The sequence below is a fragment of the Mixta mediterraneensis genome, from assembly GCF_014946725.1.
GTDB classification, from domain to species: Bacteria; Pseudomonadota; Gammaproteobacteria; order Enterobacterales; family Enterobacteriaceae; genus Pantoea; species Pantoea mediterraneensis.
On sequence record NZ_JACFXY010000009.1, the window covers coordinates 1 to 17862 of the forward strand.

19 protein-coding genes, 2 pseudogenes and 1 other annotated feature are annotated in these 17862 nt (G+C 47.3%); of the genes and pseudogenes, 13 read left to right on the top strand and 8 right to left on the bottom strand.

All coding sequences use genetic code 11. The annotated features are described in order from the left end of the window. Positions 1-644: 644 nt before the first annotated feature. The 3 genes and pseudogenes from H2P46_RS15745 to H2P46_RS15755 all read left to right on the top strand — a co-directional run. Positions 645-800, top strand: a pseudogene (locus tag H2P46_RS15745) (IS1 family transposase); the annotation flags it as partial. A gap of 53 nt (positions 801-853) precedes the next feature. Continuing rightward, positions 854-2067, top strand: a protein-coding gene (locus H2P46_RS15750; RefSeq protein ID WP_420846544.1) for an IS3 family transposase whose coding sequence is annotated in 2 segments (ribosomal slippage) — positions 854-1142 and positions 1142-2067 — 1215 coding nt in all. Because the reading frame shifts where the segments join, the coding sequence is not laid out codon by codon here. Then, positions 1135-1251: a sequence feature (AL1L pseudoknot), on the top strand. Its footprint overlaps the gene before it by 117 nt. Positions 2068-2110: 43 nt before the next feature. Then, positions 2111-2653, top strand: a pseudogene (locus H2P46_RS15755) (IS1 family transposase); the annotation flags it as partial. A 227-nt stretch (positions 2654-2880) separates the two neighbouring features. Here H2P46_RS15755 and H2P46_RS15760 read toward each other — a convergent pair. The 6 genes from H2P46_RS15760 to H2P46_RS15785 form a co-directional block, all read right to left on the bottom strand. After that, entirely contained in the window at positions 2881-3966 is a 1086-nt protein-coding gene (locus H2P46_RS15760) for a linear amide C-N hydrolase (protein WP_193405878.1), read from the bottom strand. 129 nt (positions 3967-4095) lie between these two features. After that, the gene (locus H2P46_RS15765) at positions 4096-4434 is read right to left on the bottom strand and encodes a P-loop NTPase family protein (RefSeq protein ID WP_193405879.1); all 339 of its coding nucleotides are present in this window, start codon (positions 4432-4434) and stop codon (positions 4096-4098) included. A gap of 2 nt (positions 4435-4436) precedes the next feature. Next, positions 4437-5240, bottom strand: coding sequence for a hypothetical protein (locus H2P46_RS15770; RefSeq protein WP_193405880.1), 804 nt, complete (start codon positions 5238-5240; stop codon positions 4437-4439). A 41-nt stretch (positions 5241-5281) separates the two neighbouring features. After that, complete coding sequence (locus H2P46_RS15775) at positions 5282-5509, bottom strand: cell envelope biogenesis protein OmpA (protein WP_193405881.1); 228 nt, start codon at positions 5507-5509, stop codon at positions 5282-5284. 16 nt (positions 5510-5525) lie between these two features. Then, a complete protein-coding gene (locus tag H2P46_RS15780) occupies positions 5526-5954 on the bottom strand; it encodes a toxin YdaT family protein (RefSeq protein WP_099716834.1) in 429 nt (142 codons plus the stop codon). 10 nt (positions 5955-5964) lie between these two features. Next, positions 5965-6216 carry a transcriptional regulator gene (locus H2P46_RS15785; protein ID WP_419776106.1) on the bottom strand — a complete coding sequence of 84 codons (252 nt, stop codon included), beginning with the start codon at positions 6214-6216 and terminating at the stop codon, positions 5965-5967. Positions 6217-6320: 104 nt separating this feature from the next. Here H2P46_RS15785 and H2P46_RS15790 point away from each other — a divergent pair, with 104 nt between their 5' ends. The 10 genes from H2P46_RS15790 to mutS all read left to right on the top strand — a co-directional run bounded on the left by H2P46_RS15790 (position 6321) and on the right by mutS (position 15202). Next, positions 6321-6761 carry a helix-turn-helix domain-containing protein gene (locus H2P46_RS15790; protein ID WP_193405882.1) on the top strand — a complete coding sequence of 147 codons (441 nt, stop codon included), beginning with the start codon at positions 6321-6323 and terminating at the stop codon, positions 6759-6761. Between the two features lie 318 nt (positions 6762-7079). Then, the gene (locus tag H2P46_RS15795; protein ID WP_193405883.1) at positions 7080-7466 is read left to right on the top strand and encodes a post-segregation killing protein PndC; all 387 of its coding nucleotides are present in this window, start codon (positions 7080-7082) and stop codon (positions 7464-7466) included. Between the two features lie 260 nt (positions 7467-7726). Beyond that, a complete protein-coding gene (locus H2P46_RS15800) occupies positions 7727-7900 on the top strand; it encodes a DUF1482 family protein (RefSeq protein ID WP_193405884.1) in 174 nt (57 codons plus the stop codon). A 71-nt stretch (positions 7901-7971) separates the two neighbouring features. Then, the gene (locus H2P46_RS15805) at positions 7972-8124 is read left to right on the top strand and encodes a hypothetical protein (protein WP_193405885.1); all 153 of its coding nucleotides are present in this window, start codon (positions 7972-7974) and stop codon (positions 8122-8124) included. Between the two features lie 97 nt (positions 8125-8221). Then, positions 8222-8569 carry a hypothetical protein gene (locus tag H2P46_RS15810; RefSeq protein WP_193405886.1) on the top strand — a complete coding sequence of 116 codons (348 nt, stop codon included), beginning with the start codon at positions 8222-8224 and terminating at the stop codon, positions 8567-8569. Positions 8570-8583: 14 nt separating this feature from the next. Next, on the top strand, positions 8584-9951 hold the full coding sequence (locus H2P46_RS15815) for a hypothetical protein (protein ID WP_193405887.1): 1368 nt from the start codon (positions 8584-8586) through the stop codon (positions 9949-9951). Positions 9952-10004: 53 nt separating this feature from the next. Continuing rightward, positions 10005-10637 (top strand): hypothetical protein, encoded by a 633-nt coding sequence (locus H2P46_RS15820; RefSeq protein WP_193405888.1) that lies wholly within the window; start codon positions 10005-10007, stop codon positions 10635-10637. Continuing rightward, the gene (locus tag H2P46_RS15825) at positions 10634-11131 is read left to right on the top strand and encodes a siphovirus Gp157 family protein (protein WP_193405889.1); all 498 of its coding nucleotides are present in this window, start codon (positions 10634-10636) and stop codon (positions 11129-11131) included. Before H2P46_RS15820 ends, H2P46_RS15825 begins: the two co-directional genes overlap by 4 nt. A 233-nt stretch (positions 11132-11364) precedes the next feature. Beyond that, positions 11365-12636 carry a site-specific integrase gene (locus tag H2P46_RS15830; RefSeq protein WP_193405890.1) on the top strand — a complete coding sequence of 424 codons (1272 nt, stop codon included), beginning with the start codon at positions 11365-11367 and terminating at the stop codon, positions 12634-12636. Between the two features lie 46 nt (positions 12637-12682). Continuing rightward, entirely contained in the window at positions 12683-15202 is a 2520-nt protein-coding gene (gene mutS, locus H2P46_RS15835; protein ID WP_193406019.1) for a DNA mismatch repair protein MutS, read from the top strand. A 353-nt stretch (positions 15203-15555) separates the two neighbouring features. Here mutS and rpoS read toward each other — a convergent pair whose 3' ends face one another. Next, positions 15556-16548, bottom strand: coding sequence for an RNA polymerase sigma factor RpoS (rpoS, locus tag H2P46_RS15840; protein WP_193405891.1), 993 nt, complete (start codon positions 16546-16548; stop codon positions 15556-15558). A 51-nt stretch (positions 16549-16599) separates the two neighbouring features. Continuing rightward, on the bottom strand, positions 16600-17700 hold the full coding sequence (gene nlpD / locus H2P46_RS15845; protein ID WP_193405892.1) for a murein hydrolase activator NlpD: 1101 nt from the start codon (positions 17698-17700) through the stop codon (positions 16600-16602). Between the last annotated feature and the right edge of the window lie 162 nt (positions 17701-17862).

Here is a 17862-nt window from a genome sequence, read left to right on the forward strand (position 1 = left end):
GTGTAAAACACTAATCTCCACTCTGGTCTCCAATGTCATCATTGGCAGTGCCTTAAAACTGCCATTTTTACCCTAGGTGGGTCAGATTTACATCGGCAGGTGGGCCAGTTTTACATCGGTAGCGACAGCACAGTGATAACCGGGTGTGTGAGCATCACGATAATATTGCTAAACAGGGCCAAAACATGTTTCTGAAGCTGCTGGTTATCCAGAAGCCTGTCCACTCGTTTGATTTTGTTTATAACCTGAGCGCCGGCAGGCATAGTGAGAGAGGCCCTGTTGACTGTCGCGTTGGTAGCATCCGGCAGGACATTCTGTCGGTATTAGTGGTGAGGCCTGAGGGAATCGCGGAAAGATTTCTGGCATAATTGATGGGCAGGTACATGGTGATCTTATTGAACGGTCGCACAATCAGTAGATCACAAAATCCGATGCCTGTCTTTTGTCACGCGTAATTTTGTGGGGATTCCTCAGCCGGTGCCGGTGATTCAGGACAAGTTATTGCAATGTTATTTGTTCAAGTTCAGAAAGCGTTATCTTTGATTTCATTTGGGGTAAACAGCGAGTTGGACAATGTATTGCCTACCAGGTAGCGCTACCAACTTACTGATTTGGAGTATGATAGTACTTTTTGAGGTGCTCCTGTGGCTTCCATTTCCATCTGTTGTCCCTCCTGTTCTGCTCATGAGGGCATTGTCCGTAACGGCAAAAGTACTGCCGGACATCAGCGTTAACTCTGCTCTCGCTGCCGTAAAACATGGCAACTACAGTTCACCTATGCCGCCTCTCAGCCTGGAACTGAACCGCCCCGGGAATCCTGGAGACTAAACTCCCTGAGAGAGAGGTAAACAGGATGACTAAAAATACACGTTTTTCCCCCGAGATACGGCAGCGTGCCGTCCGCATGGTTCTGGAATGCCAGGACGGATATGACTCACAGTGGGCAGCCCTGAGTTCCATCGCCCCTAAAATCGGCTGCACGCCGGAGACCCTGCGTATCTGGCTGCGTCAGTATGAACGTGATGCCGGTGGCGGTGATGGTGGTCTCTCCACCACTGAGCGCCAGCGCCTGAAAGAGCTGGAGCGTGAGAACCGCGAGCTGCGGCGCAGCAATGATATCCTGCGGCAGGCCTCAGCTTATTTTGCGAAGGCGGAGTTCGACCGCCTCTGGAAAAAATAGCCCTCCTGGTGGATACCCTGAGCGATGAATACGGGGTCGGACCGGTATGCCATGAGCTGGATATCGCCCCGTCGTCATACTACCGCTACCGTGAATATCAGCTGCATCCTGACAGACGTAGCCATCGCGACCAGCGTGATGAGAAACTGAAGCAGGAGATACAGCGCGTGTACGACGAAAACTACGGCGTCTATGGTGTTCGCAAGGTCTGGCGCCAGCTGCTACGGGAGGGCTTCAGCGTGGCCCGATGCACCATCGCGAGGCTGATGAAGTCCATGGGCCTAACCGGCGTACTGCGAGGTAAAAAGGTGCGAACCACCGTCAGCCGTAAGACCCCTGCCGCGCATGACCGGGTGAACCGTCAGTTCGTGGCTGAACGCCCTGACCAGCTGTGGGTGGCAGACTTCACGTACGCCAGCACCTGGCAGGGCTTCGCATACGTAGCGTTCATTATCGACGTGTTCGCCGGTCGCATCGTGGGCTGGCGGGTGTCATCGTCGATGGAGACGACGTTCGTGCTGGATGCGCTGGAGCAGGCGCTGTGGGCCCGTCGGCCATCAGGAACCATCCATCACAGCGACAAAGGTTCACAGTACGTGTCGCTGGCCTACACACAGCGGTTGCAGGAGGCGGAGCTTCTGGCTTCAACGGGAAGCACGGGTGACTCTTATGATAACGCGATGGCCGAAAGCATCAACGGCCTGTACAAAGCGGAGGTGATACACAGGCAAAGCTGGAAAAACCGCGGCGAAGTGGAGCTGGCGACGCTGGCGTGGGTGGACTGGTACAACAATCGCCGGCTGCTGGAAAGGCTGGGGCATATCCCACCGGCAGAAGCCGAACGGGCATATTATGCTTCCATCGGGAATAAGGATCTGGCAGCCTGAGTTCCCAACTAAAATACTCTCCCGGAAAACCGGGGCGGTTCAAACACACCAGCAAATCATTGATATGACTATGAATGGCGTCGGGTGCCGTGGCAGCGCACGTATTATGGGCATCGGACTCAACACGATTCTCCGCCATTTAAAAAAATCAGGCGCAGTCAGTAACGCGCGCATACAACCGGGCAGTGACGTCATTGTCTGCGCGTAAATGGACGAGCAGTGGAGCTACGTCGGGGCTAAATCACGCCAGCGCTGGCTGTTTTACGCGTATGACAGGATGCGCAGGACGATCATGGCCCACGTTTTTGGTGGACGCACCGTGACCACACTGGAGCGTCTTCTGAGTCTGCTGTCGGCCTTTGACGTGGTGGTATGGATGACGGACGGATGGCCGCCGTATGAATCGCGCCTGAAGGGAAAATTTCACGTTATCAGCAAGCGTTATACGCAGCGAATCGATCGACATTGTCTGAATCTGAGGCAGCATCTTGCAAGGCTTGGGAGAAAATCTCTGGCGTTCTCAAAATCGGTGGAACTGCACGACAAAGTCATTGGCTATTATCTGAATATAAAACATTATCAGTAAGTTGGCATCATTACCGCCTACCATAACAAAAATGCAGATGACTTAGCTGGCATGATTTAAGTAATATGACACCATGCCCCATGGGATAAAACGGAGCCGCTGGCTATGATTTATTCATTAAAGCCAGCAGCTCCACATTCAACACAAAATTGTACATATCAGCGTGAGAAATTAAAAAATAAGCAGGCAGCCGGATATTTATTTTAGCTAAATCAAATACTTCTGTTTTACATGATTTTTTTAAATACTGGCTCTTTCATCTCTTTATATTGAGATAAAGAATATTTCGAATAATTAATGTCATTGTAGGTGCGGACGTATAATTCACCACGACTCAGATCCGATAACGCTGTCCAGACTGTAAATTCAGATACAGTTTTGCTTTTTTTTTCGCTTTCACTATCCAGTTTGTAGACTGTGATATTTTTAGGACGATCAAAACGGTTCATAATATGGGCCAGTGTGTTAACAGCCTCAGACGAGGTTGAGACTTTCTGTGCGTAGGTAGTGTAATAGACTCCACGAACAAACCTGCCTACCGAAGTATCTGATGATGGAAGCGCTGCTACGGCTATGCCACTATCCGGCTGAGTGATTTTAATATTTCCCAATGTATTCGATGTATGATCCTCATTAATCAGATGAGTATAATTATTCAGGTTTGTCAGATGCCACGGGAACTCAGGGCCATTTGTCATTACGCGGGTCGGGTTACCATAGACATGAAGTTTTCCATTTGATGCTTCTACAACGATGCTTCCCCCTTTTTTGTCATAAAAAGCATAATGAAAGGGGGCCTGCTGATTACCAGAAGCTGACAACGTAGGTGACAACGTAGGTGACCAAAACCAGCCGTTTTTGACCGCCTCTGCAACTTCCTCCACAGTAGCAAAACGCGCCAAAGCCCACTCACCCAGCGAGGTAACTGGGAGCGCATCTTTATAGTGCTCTTCAGGCAGCGTAGCCAAATCTGCGTTATTTATCATGTTTACACTGAAAGACAGACCAGCACTGTTCATTCCCTCAACGACGTCCTTTTCAGAAATATCAGTTAACGTTGAGGTAATTGCCAGCATCGCGTATTTGGAAGAATACTGCATACCGGACTCACCATTTGGCGCTTTTTTAACAAACGACATACCCACTGGGTAGTAAGTCATCCAGTAAGGAGACTCCTGACTATATTCGAGTGTTCGCCCGTGAAAAATATCCCCTTTTTGATCTGTAATGGCTAGTGTAGTGCAAGCTTCACTTGCTAAAGAAAAGGAAAGTAGACCGGGTAATAATAAACGCATCAGTTTGTTCAATTTCATTTTCAGTCCTTATTCAATTAAATCGATGTTCCCCTTTTTCCGAGGAAACACAGAAATTTTTGGGTTTTAATCAAACACGTAGTTCTATTAGATGTTAAAACCCGTGATGACACTTTATTAAAGCTTAGTTCATAAGAAATAGCACGTTTTTTTAAATTTTGCCGTATGAACAGCGCTAATACATTTACTGTAATTTAAAAGACTGCTCCATTTTTTTACTATCCATTTAAAGATACCAACAATCAAGCCTAAATAACTGTAGCTGATACCGTACCGTTTGCAAATCCCGGATCGACCAAATATTTTCTTCATGCATGTGTGATGGTTTTCGCGCATTAGTTTTTCACTGTATCTTCGCCCTTCCTCAAGGTGCCAGGCCATAAGATCTTCCGCGCTGGTAAATTTGGGGCTTACGCCTGACGGGATGATATTCTGCAATCTTTTAAAAACTGCCGAAATGTCGCGCATCGTTACCCCCTGAAACCAGGTGGAATGGAAACATCTGGCGATGAAATTTTATTAACATCCCTGCAACCATTCGCTATGCCCCGTCCTCCGGGGGCATACAACCCTTGATATTCGTTGGCGATGCTATGCCGAATGACCACCTCAGGCGAAATGCCTTGTCCCCTGAATTTATCAAGCTCACGAATAGCCCCGTTCGCTCCCTGGGATGTCTTAATCGGCTTACGCAATGCCCTGCGAAACTCGACCCACTCAGCCCATAGCTCAGGGAATAGCCAGTCCGGTAAATCAATTTCCAGCGGATTAAATTTCTTCGTAGCTACTTTCCCCTTGGGGGGATTTAAGGGGGGATCTTTTATATTTATATCTATCTCTTCCTCTTCCTCTGGTAACGCTTTTTGATCTCCCCCAGTAACGCTATGAGCGTTACTGTTTGCGTTTTCATTGCGTTTCATTTCGCGCATTTTTGTAACACGGTCATTTGTAAGAGCACGTTTTTTCGAGGAATTACCATTATGCCGTTCAAATTTAGGGAAAATTAACGTATCACCCTCAACCGCCAACCATCCAACTCGAATTAGCGCATCAGCAAACCCACGCACGAATGTGATCCGGTCAACGGCATTTTTGGTAACGCTTGCTGCGTTACACTTTGCGTTACCATCAATTGTTTGTTGATCAGCCCATGCCCAAAGGCGCACCAGTTTGCCCAATGCAGCATCTGGATCTATGTCCAACAATTCGGCAAGTTGGTACACCTCGGGTTTATCCGGGGTTATCACCTCAATTTTTATCCAACTGGACGCCATAGAAGCCTCAGTGTTTTAATTCTGTAACGCTAACAGCGTTACTATTTGCGCGAATTGACGTTGCAGCCTTGCTTCCCTTTAACCCGCTTCAACGGTCTGGCATATGTTTTAGCGATAGCAATACAGCATGCTATTGTTGCGTTGGGTCTGCTCATATAATGATCTGCCCCGCGAAATGCTGCTGAACGAGCAATATCGACAGAGAATCCATCACGAACCAGGTGATCGCGGATCTGCGTCTCGACCTGTTCTCTCGTAAAATTAGCCATTGGTCATACCTCGTTGTCACCAGCAGTAAATGCCGCCAGATGGTCTCTTTCTCAGCACATGCAATGCCTCAATTGCATCGCTGATTTCCTTATCAACATCCGGTAGTTCCAGCAATGCCGCGCTAATCGCCTCAGCGCACTCTTTTTGCGCCTGTGCTACCTGATATTGGATCGTCCCGTTCCTGCGGTGCTCCAGTGCTTTAAGGATCGCGGGCTTCAACTCATCAATCTTCGCTCTCGCCTTCCGGCTATCGCCGTCAAGCCAACGGAAGATGTTCTGCATGTTGTTGTGTGTTGCACCAGGGGCTTCTACCGGATACAGAGGTAAATCCCCGCCGCCGAGATCGAAATAACGCTGGGTTATCTCAGCCGCTACCGTTTCCCGTTTTGTTGCACTGGCCCAACGGCGTAGCTCAATGCAAATGGCTTCATGATTGATTTCCATAAGTCAGTTTTTATGCTCCTGCTGGTGTACTCTGATGATCTGGTGGTAGGCCATCAGTTGGATTTGGGTAAAGATCGGGGCGCAACTCGTGTGGAGTTACTCCAGAAATTTCGTAGACCTTTAAAACACGGCCTGAAGGTACGTTGCCCTTGTACTTATTTTTCCATCGGCAAACAGATTGCTCGGATATTTCCAATTGCGCCGCAAAAACCCGCAAAGATCCTGCGGAGTCAATAGCACGCTGTAATGCAGTTTTCATCATGGTTAAACCTCAGTGTTAATCGCGAATAAATTAAACCATGAGTTTAATAAAACAACAACCAAAAGATCATTTCTTAGTCACAACCTTTGGTTTATACTTTTGTTATGAAAAAAGAAAAATCTTCTTCTATGCCCCCTGTGGCAGAGCGGCTCTACACATTGATGAAACGATCTGGGGTTAACAAATCCGGGTTGGCAAGAATTTGTGAGGTAACACCACAAGCGGCGGGTAAGTGGTTCACTACAGGTAATATCAGCAAAGAATCAGCCTTAAAAATTGCGGAAGCTTTTGGTGTGTCGTTAACTTGGTTACTTGGCGATGAACTATCCGAGAACTCGGAACCAATTGAGGATGATTTCAATCCCACAGAACTTAGTGACAGACAGAAAACTCTTTTGAAGCTTTTCGAGCGGCTACCAGAAAGTGCAAAGACCAATCACATTGCAGCTCTGCAAGAAATGGTTGAAAATTATGATAGTCTATTCAAGGAGTTATTAAAATCACGCAATATCGATGAGATAATGAAAACCAAAAAAGATAACTAATCTCCCATATCTCCCCTACTAAGCCGACTTGAGTCGGTTTTTTTTTGTCCAAAGTTCAAGTAATTACAACCATAGGTTTAAATTTTATGAGATTTGAGGTTGAAATGATTTTAAGCTGGTGGTTTAATCAAACCCATCAACGGCAAGCAGCCAACGCGATAAGGCAAGGAAAGCCCACGAAGTAGCTACCGGCGAGCGTATGAAACACCGGGTGAGTCGCGAGAAACACGGCACAGCAGGCTGATATGGGTAAAAGTTCTGACACCCCGGAAAGACGGGCGAGGTATGACCAATCACGTTATAAGCGAGGAATGACCAATGGCGACCAGATCAAATATCAATGTAAAAGTCGGTGACATTTATCACTGCGTCTACTGTCACTGGGATGGCTATCCTGAACATCACGGCCCGATTCTGACAGCGCATTACAATTCTCAGGAATTAGCGGAAAAGCTGGTTTCACATGGTGATATATCAATATTAGATAATAGCTGTGATAAACCAGAAGGACATTCGTTCGATAATCGAGTTGATGGCTATACCGTTTATTATGGCCGAGATCGTGGCGAAGAAAATGTATCTTTCAAAAAAAAAGCCAGCCCGCTAAATCAAGAAGAGTTTTCATATATATGGGATGGAGAAAAATGGTTGGTTATGAAAGGAAATGAAAGAACCAAATATCCAAAAGATGCAATAGAACTGTAATTTGAAAATATTTATCTGGTTGTGGTGACGGAGAACCGACCTCTTATAGCCATGTGCATAAAGTCCATGATTACCGCCCACAGTCAGCTAAATTCCAAATAAAGAAAGGAATGAAAAATGGATTACGCTAATACCCCAATTGACGCTCTGGTTTTTCTGTTTAATCGACGAGGCTATGAATACTACTGCGATGGTGACGAACAGAAATACCACGCAGTAGTAGACGAAAAAAGTTAAGCCGCCAAACACCAGGGGAATATATGCAACAACTATTATCCGCATTAGTTGTAACCGTATGTCCTGCGCATGAAACATGCAAAGACGTTGTTTATGAAATTTTTGAATCTAAGCGAGAGTGTAAAACCATTATTTATGAAAGGCGTGTTTTTAACGGCAATTGTTATGAAGTAGAAAGCATCATCAATCAGAAATAAATCTCTCTTACATTTTCATGGGCGTTAGTGTGTGAGGATTTATAAACACGAATACATACAGGAATAAAGATATGTTTGAACTTGATGAATTTCAATCAACCGTATTACGTCAATTTATCGATTCAAAATGGAGTGACTTTGTTAAACATTGTGATGAGGTAGGCAACGATGGGCTATCACTCGCTAACGAAATTAGCGTAGCGATTGGCGGCGAGGAAGATTAGCCGTAAAAAGGCCCGCACAAGGCGGGCCAGTCTACCGGCTTAACGTCCCGGTGACGGCGGAGTCAGCGACCAAACCGACTCCAGCGAGGTATGACCAATGGCTTCCACCATTGGACTCAGAGAGTATAACACTACGAGTGTAATCATGCAAACAGCCCTTCCATCATCAATCAACAAGGTATTATTCATTGCAGCACAGAAATATTCCTGGGAAGAGAGTTTCAGCATCAGGGTTTTAGATTATGAACCAATAAGCAATGACAATGTAGCAACCATTTTATTAACAACTCATGATTTATCAATTGACATACCATCTGTCGATTTAACACAAGGGCAAATTAATCACCTGGAGGAATCGAAAAGAAAAATACTTTCCGATGCACATGCAAAAGTACAGATGATTGAGGGAAAAATTCAATCCTTACGTTGCATTGAACATAAATAAGCGAGGAATGACCAATGGCATTATATATTTGTGGTTTTATACCAAAGAAATCAGCATTAGCCAACGGAACAGTGGCACTTGCTATTGCAGTTGAGGCTAAAAATGAAAAGCTGGCCGAAATGAAAGCCTCTGTCGCATTAGAAGAAAGTTTTCCAGACTCAGGGAATAACTACTTCAAACCTAAAATCAGTCTTCATCGTGAAGGCGTAGAGCATCCATCTGTTAATGAATTCGATGAAGAGTGGATGTCAAATCACACATGGAATGAAGAAAATAAATGTTTTGATTTAATAGTAGCAGAAGATCCAAAAAACAAAGAACCTGCCGTTATTTTCGATCTCCCTGCTGATGTGCGAATTGCCTATATCGTCATGTATAGTGCAGTGCCGGAAACTGTAAATCAGGAGTATCTCTCAAACGCCTACGACATGCTGAATGACGAAGAAGCACCGGAAGATATTCGCGCGGTGATAGATGGCCTTTGCCGCGTTACCGCCGTTAAAAATATGTTCCCTGCATCCGTTGATAATTTGCTTACCGCCCTCCGCGCCCGAACGCCACCGGATGACAACCCCGATGATGTACAGGCGTTTGCTGAAAAATGGGTAGCAACAAGACCCGGAGTACGAGAAACAACTGAGCGTCGTACCTACGACTTGCTTGATCTGGTAATAGCATTGGCACTTAACGGCGTTAAACGCGCCGATGCCAAAGCTTCTGACGTGAAGAATGCCCGTGCGCTTATCAATGGCCGGGATCAGACCTGGCGAATGTGGAGCGCGTCTCTGCGGGTTATCGTAGACATTCTGGACGTCGATGATGAAACAATTTTCGAATTGGTATCCGCTGGTATGAAGTTCGATACGTCCACTACCGATGCTGCTTTACGTAAGGAATACATTCGCAAATGCCTTACAGAACGCTGTGGTATGGTTTTTGAAGATACCATCCAACCCGTCAGTGGCAACGAGCAACAAGAAGTTGAGAGTACGCAGCAAACCACCTCAAATGAAGGGGAAAAAACGGAAGTACATAATTTGGGTGGTGAGAAATTCAGCATTGACGGCCTGATTGGTTCGAGCGCTGAACCAGCAAACGATACCAGCGCTCCAAATGAAACAGTAAAACCAGTAACAGAGCATTCTAATGATCCAGTAAAAATACCGGAAGCTACCCCTGTGGTGGTTACTGCGCCTTGTGACATTGCTGCTGACTATTCCAACAACGTGCGACACAGGTTGAAAAAGAAATTGCGGATCAACCGCAGGACATACAGGACAACCTCAGTCTTTGGCGCAAACTTCACAGAACCGACGAACGATTCACCAAAGCGTTCGCAACGAATGGTGGCGGCACATCGATCAACGGTACCTATATGGTAATGCAGGCTACCAAGGTACTCGGCCCCCAGGGTATCAACTGGAAAATTGAGATTTTGGAAGAGCGTTTTGATAATGGCGCACCCATTATGCGCTCAGTTAAAGGTGCTGATGGAAACTTCGTAAAAGAAGTGATCCCTAATGGGGCTGGTGGCTACCTGACCGAAGTAAACCATACAACAAAAGTACGCCTGTGGTACGTGCTGGATGGTAAACAAGGCGAAATTTTTGCGTATGGCTGTACTCCCTATATTTACAACACAAAAAACGGCCTTATCAGCGATGGCGAAGCGCCAAAAAAATCACTCACAGACGCAACCAAAAAGGCACTTTCTCAGCTTGGCTCCTCTGCTGATGTGTTCCTCGGCTTGTTTGACGATCAACAGTATCGCCAGGAAAACGCACCTCAATTCGCAATCGAGAATGCCGGGGAAAAAGCCGGGGATACCGTACGTCTTCGTAAAGAACTGGACGAGAAAATCACCAAAGTCGCTAATACCATCGAAAGTGCAGTTACACCGAACGAAGCCAAGAAAGTGTATGAAACAATGGCGAGAGAAGTTGATGTCCATCGTAAAAATGCCGAGAGCACTGGCGATAGCCAGCATTCCGATTACCTGAAAAAACGTCTTCTCAGTCTTCACAAACTGACCGAAAAACGCATTGCAGAACTGGAGCCGCAATCATGAGCACAGCAATTTCACTGGCAGCAGACATCCGTAAATTATTCGAACTGTCCCAGGAATCTGACGAACTGACGCCTGAAATGCTGGCTGATACCTTTGAGGGTCTTGAGGGTGCGCTGACCGATAAACTTGATGGCATGATGGGATTAATGCGTGGGTACGAAGGAAAAGCGGCAACGTGCAAGGCAGAGCGTGAGCGAATCGCTCAACGCGAGAAACACTTCAGTACCTATGCAGCCAGCCTTAAAAAATACGCTCTGCAATGTCTGATCGCCGCTGATAAGAAATCGTTAAAAACTGATTTCAATACCTTCTCCGTTAAACCGGGTTCAGTCAGTGTGATTATCGACAACCAAAACGCTATCCCTGATGAGTATGTCGATGTGGCAACCGTTGTTGCCCCGGATAAAGCCAAAATTAAAAAAGCAATCAAGGAGGGTATTGAAATTCCAGGTGCTCATCTTGAAACAGGATCACCTTCACTCGCAGTTCGCTAACTGATTTTTAAAAATCAAAATCACACCGGCCAGCGCGTTAACCTGTTGGTCGGTCGTATTGAGGTATGACCAATTATTAATAAATGGGTGCGTATTGAAAGAGCAGCCGAACTCACGGGATACAGCCGATCAGCGATATACGAAAAAATCAATAAAGGGGTATGGGCAGAAGGAAGGATCTGGCGACGTGCTCCAGATAACAGGAAGGTAATTAATCTTGAGGAGTTTGACCGATGGGCGGAAAGCAAACCGATTCAGTAATGCCACGGGGTGTAGCCATCCACGGAAAATCACTGCGGATCACATTTCACTATAAAGGACAGAGGTGCAGGGAGTCTCTTGGCCTCTCTCCGACAAAATCAAATATAAAATATGCTGCTGGTAAATTAGCCGCCATCAACCACGAAATAAAAAGCGGGGTGTTCTCATACCCCGCACACTTCCCTGAATCTGAAAGAGCCATACAATTTGATGGACGCTGCAAACGGTCAGGCATTCGTCTAAATGCACTATGCGACGAATACAAGGTGTTGAAATATACTGACATCGGCCACGCTGCACAGCGTAGGTATGATATTGCATTTGACCAATGCCTGCGCATACTTGGCCCTTCACGCTTGATCGATGCAATATATCCTGAGGACGTAATGCGGCTGCGTTCTGAGTTACTTAACACCCGTGCAGCAAGTACCACAAACCACTACATGGCAGCAATGCGGGGTTTCTTACGCTTCGCTGAACAAAATGGATACACCAGAAATAATTTAGCTGATGAGTTGCGTCCAGCCAAAAAATCAACCTCAGACCCTGATCCTTTTACTCTCGAAGAATTCAAGAGAACCCAGGCTGCATGTACACATGAATCACACCGAAACATGATAACTCTGATGGTCTATACAGGTATGCGCCCCGGTGAGGTTAGTGCCCTAGCCTGGGAAGATATCGATCTGACTAAAAAAACGCTAACTGTTTCAAGAGCATACTCCGATGGCCGGATGAAAAAGCCCAAAACTGATGAGATCCGAACTATCCAACTTTCTCCCCCGGCCGTAGCCGCACTGTCAGATCAGAGAAAATTTACTGCGATGCTCCCCGCATTGCAGATAAAAATGGAAGAACTGCATAAAAAACCAGAGGATATTAATATTCACCCTGTATTCTTACCGGCGACAACATGCAGAAATAATCAGTTTAATATTTTGTATCGAACAACTAGCATACGGGTGTTGTGGCAAAACATAGTACGGCGCTCAGGGATCCGCTACAGGACAGTCTACCAACTCCGACACACATTTGCGTGTTGGAACCTGACGGCCCACGGTAACATTGCATTCATCGCTAAACAGATGGGTCACGCTGACTACTCGATGTTGATCCGTGTATATGGCCGCTGGATGGAAAATGAAAGTGGCGCGGAAAATTTACGGATTTGGGAATCGCTGGAAGCGATGGGGCATGATGAAAAAGCCCCAATAGCGCCCCAAGAAATAAAGAGGAGAGCTTAATACGTTGAAAAATAAAGAAGAAAATGGCATTGAAGCCCACACGCCAATGATGCAGCAATATCTACGCCTCAAGGCTGAACATCCCGATATTTTGTTGTTTTATCGCATGGGCGATTTCTATGAACTGTTCTATGACGATGCGAAACGGGCTTCGCAATTACTGGAAATCTCATTAACCAAACGTGGCGCGTCAGCAGGTGAGCCCATTCCTATGGCTGGCGTGCCTTATCATGCAGTTGAAAGCTATTTAGCCAAACTGGTGCAGTTAGGCGAATCTGTCGCTATTTGCGAACAGACTGGCGATCCCGCGCTAAGTAAAGGTCCGGTTGAACGCAAAGTGGTGCGTATTGTGACGCCTGGCACCATTAGTGATGAAGCTTTGCTGCAAGAACGTCACGATAATTTACTGGCGGCGATTGTGCAAACTGCACGCGGTTATGGTTACGCCACGCTGGATATTAGCTCTGGACGCTTCCGTTTAAGCGAACCCGCCGATCTGGAAACCATGGCGGCTGAGCTACAGCGCACCAATCCCGCAGAGTTGCTTTACCCAGAAGATTTTCAGGCAATGTCGCTGATTGAACAACGCCGTGGTTTACGTCGTCGTCCTCTGTGGGAATTTGAAATTGATACTGCCCGCCAGCAGCTAAATTTGCAATTCGGCACCCGCGATCTCACTGGCTTTGGTGTTGAACAGGCTTATCTGGGCTTACGCGCTGCAGGCTGTTTATTGCAGTACGTGAAAGATACCCAACGCACTACCCTGCCCCATATTCGTTCGCTCAGCATGGAACGCCAACAAGATAGTATCATCATGGATGCGGCGACACGCCGTAACCTCGAGATTACGCAAAATTTAGCAGGCGGCACAGAAAACACCTTAGCGGCCGTATTAGATAAAACCGTCACGCCGATGGGTAGCCGCATGCTTAAGCGCTGGCTACATATGCCACTGCGCGATACGCGCATTATTAACCAGCGGCAGGAATCCATCACCGAATTGCAGACTCTTTCTGAATCACTGCAACCCGTATTGCGGCAGGTGGGTGATTTAGAACGAATTCTGGCCCGCCTGGCTTTACGCACCGCACGCCCGCGTGACATGGCGCGTATGCGTCATGCATTTCAGCAACTGCCTGAGATTAATGCTCTTTTAGCTGACGTCCAGGCTGTACAACTCAATCAATTGCGCAAACAGATGGGTGAATTCGCTGAGTTGCGTGCGCTGCTTGAGCAAGCCGTGATTGAATCACCGCCAGTACTGATTCGTGATGGCGGCGTTATTGCACCGGGTTATAACGCTGAACTGGACGAATGGCGCGCGCTGGCCGACGGTGCGACGGATTACCTTGATAAGCTAGAGATCCGTGAGCGTGAAAAATTGGGTCTGGATACGCTTAAAGTCGGTTTTAACGCCGTGCATGGCTACTATATCCAGGTCAGCCGTGGACAGAGCCACCAGGTGCCAATGCACTACGTGCGTCGCCAAACGTTAAAAAATGCTGAGCGCTATATTATTCCTGAATTGAAAGAGTATGAGGATAAGGTACTCACTTCAAAAGGCAAAGCGCTGGCGCTGGAAAAGAGTTTGTATGAGGCTTTGTTCGATCAGTTGTTACCGCATCTGGAAGCGCTACAGCTCAGCGCATCGGCGTTAGCCGAACTGGACGTACTAAGTAATTTAGCTGAACGCGCATGGACACTAAACTATTGTCGCCCAACGTTACAGGATAAGCCGGGGATCAAAATCACCGGTGGGCGCCATCCTGTGGTTGAGCAGGTATTAAAAGAGCCTTTTATCGCTAACCCGCTGTCCCTGGCGCCTCAGCGCCGCATGCTGATTATTACCGGACCCAATATGGGCGGTAAAAGTACTTATATGCGTCAGGCGGCACTTATTGCGCTTATGGCCTGGATCGGCAGTTTTGTACCGGCAGAAGAAACATTAATTGGCCCATTAGATCGTATCTTTACGCGCGTGGGTGCCGCAGACGATCTGGCATCAGGTCGATCGACGTTTATGGTTGAAATGACCGAAACGGCAAATATTCTACACAACGCCACTGAAAACAGTTTAGTGCTAATGGATGAGATTGGGCGCGGCACCTCAACGTATGATGGGCTGTCACTTGCCTGGGCCTGCGCGGAAAATTTGGCAAATCGCATCAAAGCCATGACGCTGTTTGCGACTCATTATTTTGAGCTAACCACGCTGCCAGAAAAAATGGAGGGTGTGGTAAATGTGCATCTGGATGCCGTAGAGCATGGCGATACCATCGCCTTTATGCACAGTGTGCAGGAAGGGGCTGCCAGTAAAAGTTATGGGCTTGCCGTCGCCGCGCTGGCGGGCGTGCCAAAAGAAGTGATTAAGCGTGCGCGCAATAAGCTGAAAGAGCTGGAAACGGTGTCAACTCAAGCCACTTCATCAAAGGTGGATGGTTCACAACTGCCCTTATTAGTGGAAGAAACATCACCGGCAGTGGAAGCACTGGAAGCGCTTGATCCTGATACGCTGACACCACGTCAGGCACTCGACTGGATCTATCGCCTGAAGTCGCTGGTATAAATTTTTCCGCGCATAGGCATGCTTATGTGCGGGATTATTTGTGTTAGCTTTTCCCTGGGCAGTTTTGCTCTATCCAGACGCATTCGGCGCATGGCTGATCACCGTGAGAGAAGGCTGTAGCCTCGCTATCAATCAGCGTTTATCTATATTGAAGGGGTTCGGCTGCACAACTGCTAACAGGTAAAAAAGAAATGGCTATTTTTTCAGCAAAAAGTCGGTGTGGTGGGACAGGTAATGCCATCTGCTTAACAGGTTCGCCGTATCGGCACCGCTTAATCTTCTGTTTCAGTCTGAATTGACCAAATAAAAAAACGGTGGTTTTCACCACCGCTTTTCGCATCACAACAGATTAATTATTCGCGGAACAGTGCTTCAATGTTGAGGCCCTGCGTTTGCAGGATTTCACGCAGACGACGTAAACCTTCAACCTGAATCTGACGCACACGCTCGCGGGTTAAACCGATTTCACGGCCAACATCTTCAAGCGTTGCCGCTTCATAGCCCAGCAGGCCAAAACGACGAGCTAATACTTCACGCTGCTTGGCGTTCAGTTCGAACAACCATTTAACGATACTTTGCTTCATATCGTCATCCTGAGTAGTATCTTCCGGGCCGTTGTCTTTTTCATCGGCCAGAATATCCAGCAGCGCTTTTTCAGAATCGCCGCCTAAAGGCGTATCAACTGATGTAATGCGTTCGTTGAGACGTAACATACGGCTTACGTCATCAACCGGTTTATCCAGTTGCTCCGCGATTTCTTCCGCACTTGGCTCATGATCAAGCTTGTGTGAAAGTTCACGCGCGGTGCGCAGGTAAACGTTCAGTTCTTTAACAATGTGAATCGGCAGACGAATAGTACGGGTTTGGTTCATGATTGCCCGTTCAATGGTCTGACGAATCCACCAGGTGGCGTAAGTTGAGAAACGGAACCCACGTTCTGGGTCAAACTTCTCTACAGCGCGAATCAAGCCAAGATTACCTTCTTCAATCAGGTCCAGCAAAGCCAGGCCACGATTGCTATAACGACGGGCAATCTTCACCACCAGGCGTAAGTTACTTTCAATCATGCGGCGACGAGAAGGAATGTCACCTCGTAATGCACGGCGTGCGAAGAAAACTTCTTCTTCCGCCGTTAATAAAGGAGAATAGCCAATCTCCCCAAGATAGAGCTGCGTCGCATCCAAAACGCGTTGCGTCGCACCTTGTGACAACAACTCTTCTTCCGCTACGTCGTTATCACCAGGTTCGTTTTCAACGAGAACCTTCTCATCAAAAATCTCAGCTCCGTTCTCCTCGAATTCCGCATTCTCATGTAACTCGTTTACTTTCAGCGTATTCTGGCTCATAAGCGGCTCCTACCCGTGATTCCAAGGCAGAACACCATCGGTTCTGCCGGATTATCGCTGCGGTAAATAACGCAACGGGTTTACGGATTTCCCCTTGTAACGAATTTCAAAATGTAATCTTACTGAACTGGTACCGGTGCTACCCATGGTAGCGATTTTTTGCCCCGCCTTAACTTCCTGTTGTTCCCGGACCAGCATTGTATCGTTGTGGGCGTAGGCACTCAGGTAATCATCATTATGTTTGATGATGATTAAATTACCGTAACCCCGGAGTGCGTTACCCGCGTAAACCACCCTTCCCGATGCGGTGGCTACGATAGATTGTCCGCGCGATCCGGCGATATCGATACCTTTATTGCCACCTTCTGCGGCAGAGAAGTTATCGATGATCTTCCCATCGGTCGGCCAACGCCAGCTTCCCACCGGCGTTGAACTATTGGTCGTACTGCTGACCGTGGGTGGTGCGGTAACGGCAGGAGCTGTTGTCGTTGCAACATTTGCTCCCTTCGATGGCAGAAGTTTGCTGCCGCTCGAATGACCCGAATCATCAGAATACGTAATAACAGGTTGCTGTGCAACAGGGGTAGATTTAATTTGTGGTGAGGTTGGGACGCCGCCCTGTGTTGCATCGGCAACGGTAATCGCATTACCACCAGTGATTGGTTGTCCTGATCCGTTACCTACCTGCAAAGTCTGCCCGACATTCAAGCTATACGGCGCTGCGACGTTGTTACGCTGCGCTAAATCGCGGAAATCGTTACCGGTGATCCAGGCAATATAAAAAAGTGTATCGCCGCGCTTAACGGTATAAGTCTCACCGGAATAACTACCTTTCGGAATATTCTGATAACTTCGGTTGTACACAATACGCCCATTTTGCGTTTGTACATCGTTATCTGCGCTAATCATTCCACCATTGCTTTGGGACGAAGATACATTACTGCTTACCATTCCGCCCTGAGACGGCATAGAGGGAACGCCACTGGAAGTTGCGTTTGCGTTACCCGAAGCCGCGCTCAAGCCACCGCCATCACCGATACGACTGATAGGCGCCTGAGAGTCCTCGCCTGAGCTACAGCCCGCCAGCCAAAAACTTACCAATGAAAGTGCCGCCAAACGGCGTAATTGAAAAATAGTGCTTCCCGTGCTCATTGATCCCCCGTGATGGCAACCCTGATGTACCTGTCTCACTGTACTCGCCAGCACAATACTCTGTACGGCGCGTTAAAATCTGCTTTTTCATTGATGAAAAAGGATAGTAACAATATCAAGTACGTGGTGCTATGAAACAGTTGTGAAGAAATACGAAGCCGA

What these genes read in the sequence shown, in the direction of transcription:
- H2P46_RS15760 (WP_193405878.1), bottom strand. Translation starts at nt 3,966, where the DNA reads ATGAAATTGAACAAACTGATGCGTTTATTATTACCCGGTCTACTTTCC.
- H2P46_RS15765 (WP_193405879.1), bottom strand. Translation starts at nt 4,434, where the DNA reads ATGCGCGACATTTCGGCAGTTTTTAAAAGATTGCAGAATATCATCCCG.
- H2P46_RS15770 (WP_193405880.1), bottom strand. Translation starts at nt 5,240, where the DNA reads ATGGCGTCCAGTTGGATAAAAATTGAGGTGATAACCCCGGATAAACCC.
- H2P46_RS15775 (WP_193405881.1), bottom strand. Translation starts at nt 5,509, where the DNA reads ATGGCTAATTTTACGAGAGAACAGGTCGAGACGCAGATCCGCGATCAC.
- H2P46_RS15780 (WP_099716834.1), bottom strand. Translation starts at nt 5,954, where the DNA reads ATGGAAATCAATCATGAAGCCATTTGCATTGAGCTACGCCGTTGGGCC.
- H2P46_RS15785 (WP_419776106.1), bottom strand. Translation starts at nt 6,216, where the DNA reads ATGATGAAAACTGCATTACAGCGTGCTATTGACTCCGCAGGATCTTTG.
- H2P46_RS15790 (WP_193405882.1), top strand. Translation starts at nt 6,321, where the DNA reads ATGAAAAAAGAAAAATCTTCTTCTATGCCCCCTGTGGCAGAGCGGCTC.
- H2P46_RS15795 (WP_193405883.1), top strand. Translation starts at nt 7,080, where the DNA reads ATGGCGACCAGATCAAATATCAATGTAAAAGTCGGTGACATTTATCAC.
- H2P46_RS15800 (WP_193405884.1), top strand. Translation starts at nt 7,727, where the DNA reads ATGCAACAACTATTATCCGCATTAGTTGTAACCGTATGTCCTGCGCAT.
- H2P46_RS15805 (WP_193405885.1), top strand. Translation starts at nt 7,972, where the DNA reads ATGTTTGAACTTGATGAATTTCAATCAACCGTATTACGTCAATTTATC.
- H2P46_RS15810 (WP_193405886.1), top strand. Translation starts at nt 8,222, where the DNA reads ATGGCTTCCACCATTGGACTCAGAGAGTATAACACTACGAGTGTAATC.
- H2P46_RS15815 (WP_193405887.1), top strand. Translation starts at nt 8,584, where the DNA reads ATGGCATTATATATTTGTGGTTTTATACCAAAGAAATCAGCATTAGCC.
- H2P46_RS15825 (WP_193405889.1), top strand. Translation starts at nt 10,634, where the DNA reads ATGAGCACAGCAATTTCACTGGCAGCAGACATCCGTAAATTATTCGAA.
- H2P46_RS15830 (WP_193405890.1), top strand. Translation starts at nt 11,365, where the DNA reads ATGGGCGGAAAGCAAACCGATTCAGTAATGCCACGGGGTGTAGCCATC.
- mutS (WP_193406019.1), top strand. Translation starts at nt 12,683, where the DNA reads ATGATGCAGCAATATCTACGCCTCAAGGCTGAACATCCCGATATTTTG.
- rpoS (WP_193405891.1), bottom strand. Translation starts at nt 16,548, where the DNA reads ATGAGCCAGAATACGCTGAAAGTAAACGAGTTACATGAGAATGCGGAA.
- nlpD (WP_193405892.1), bottom strand. Translation starts at nt 17,700, where the DNA reads ATGAGCACGGGAAGCACTATTTTTCAATTACGCCGTTTGGCGGCACTT.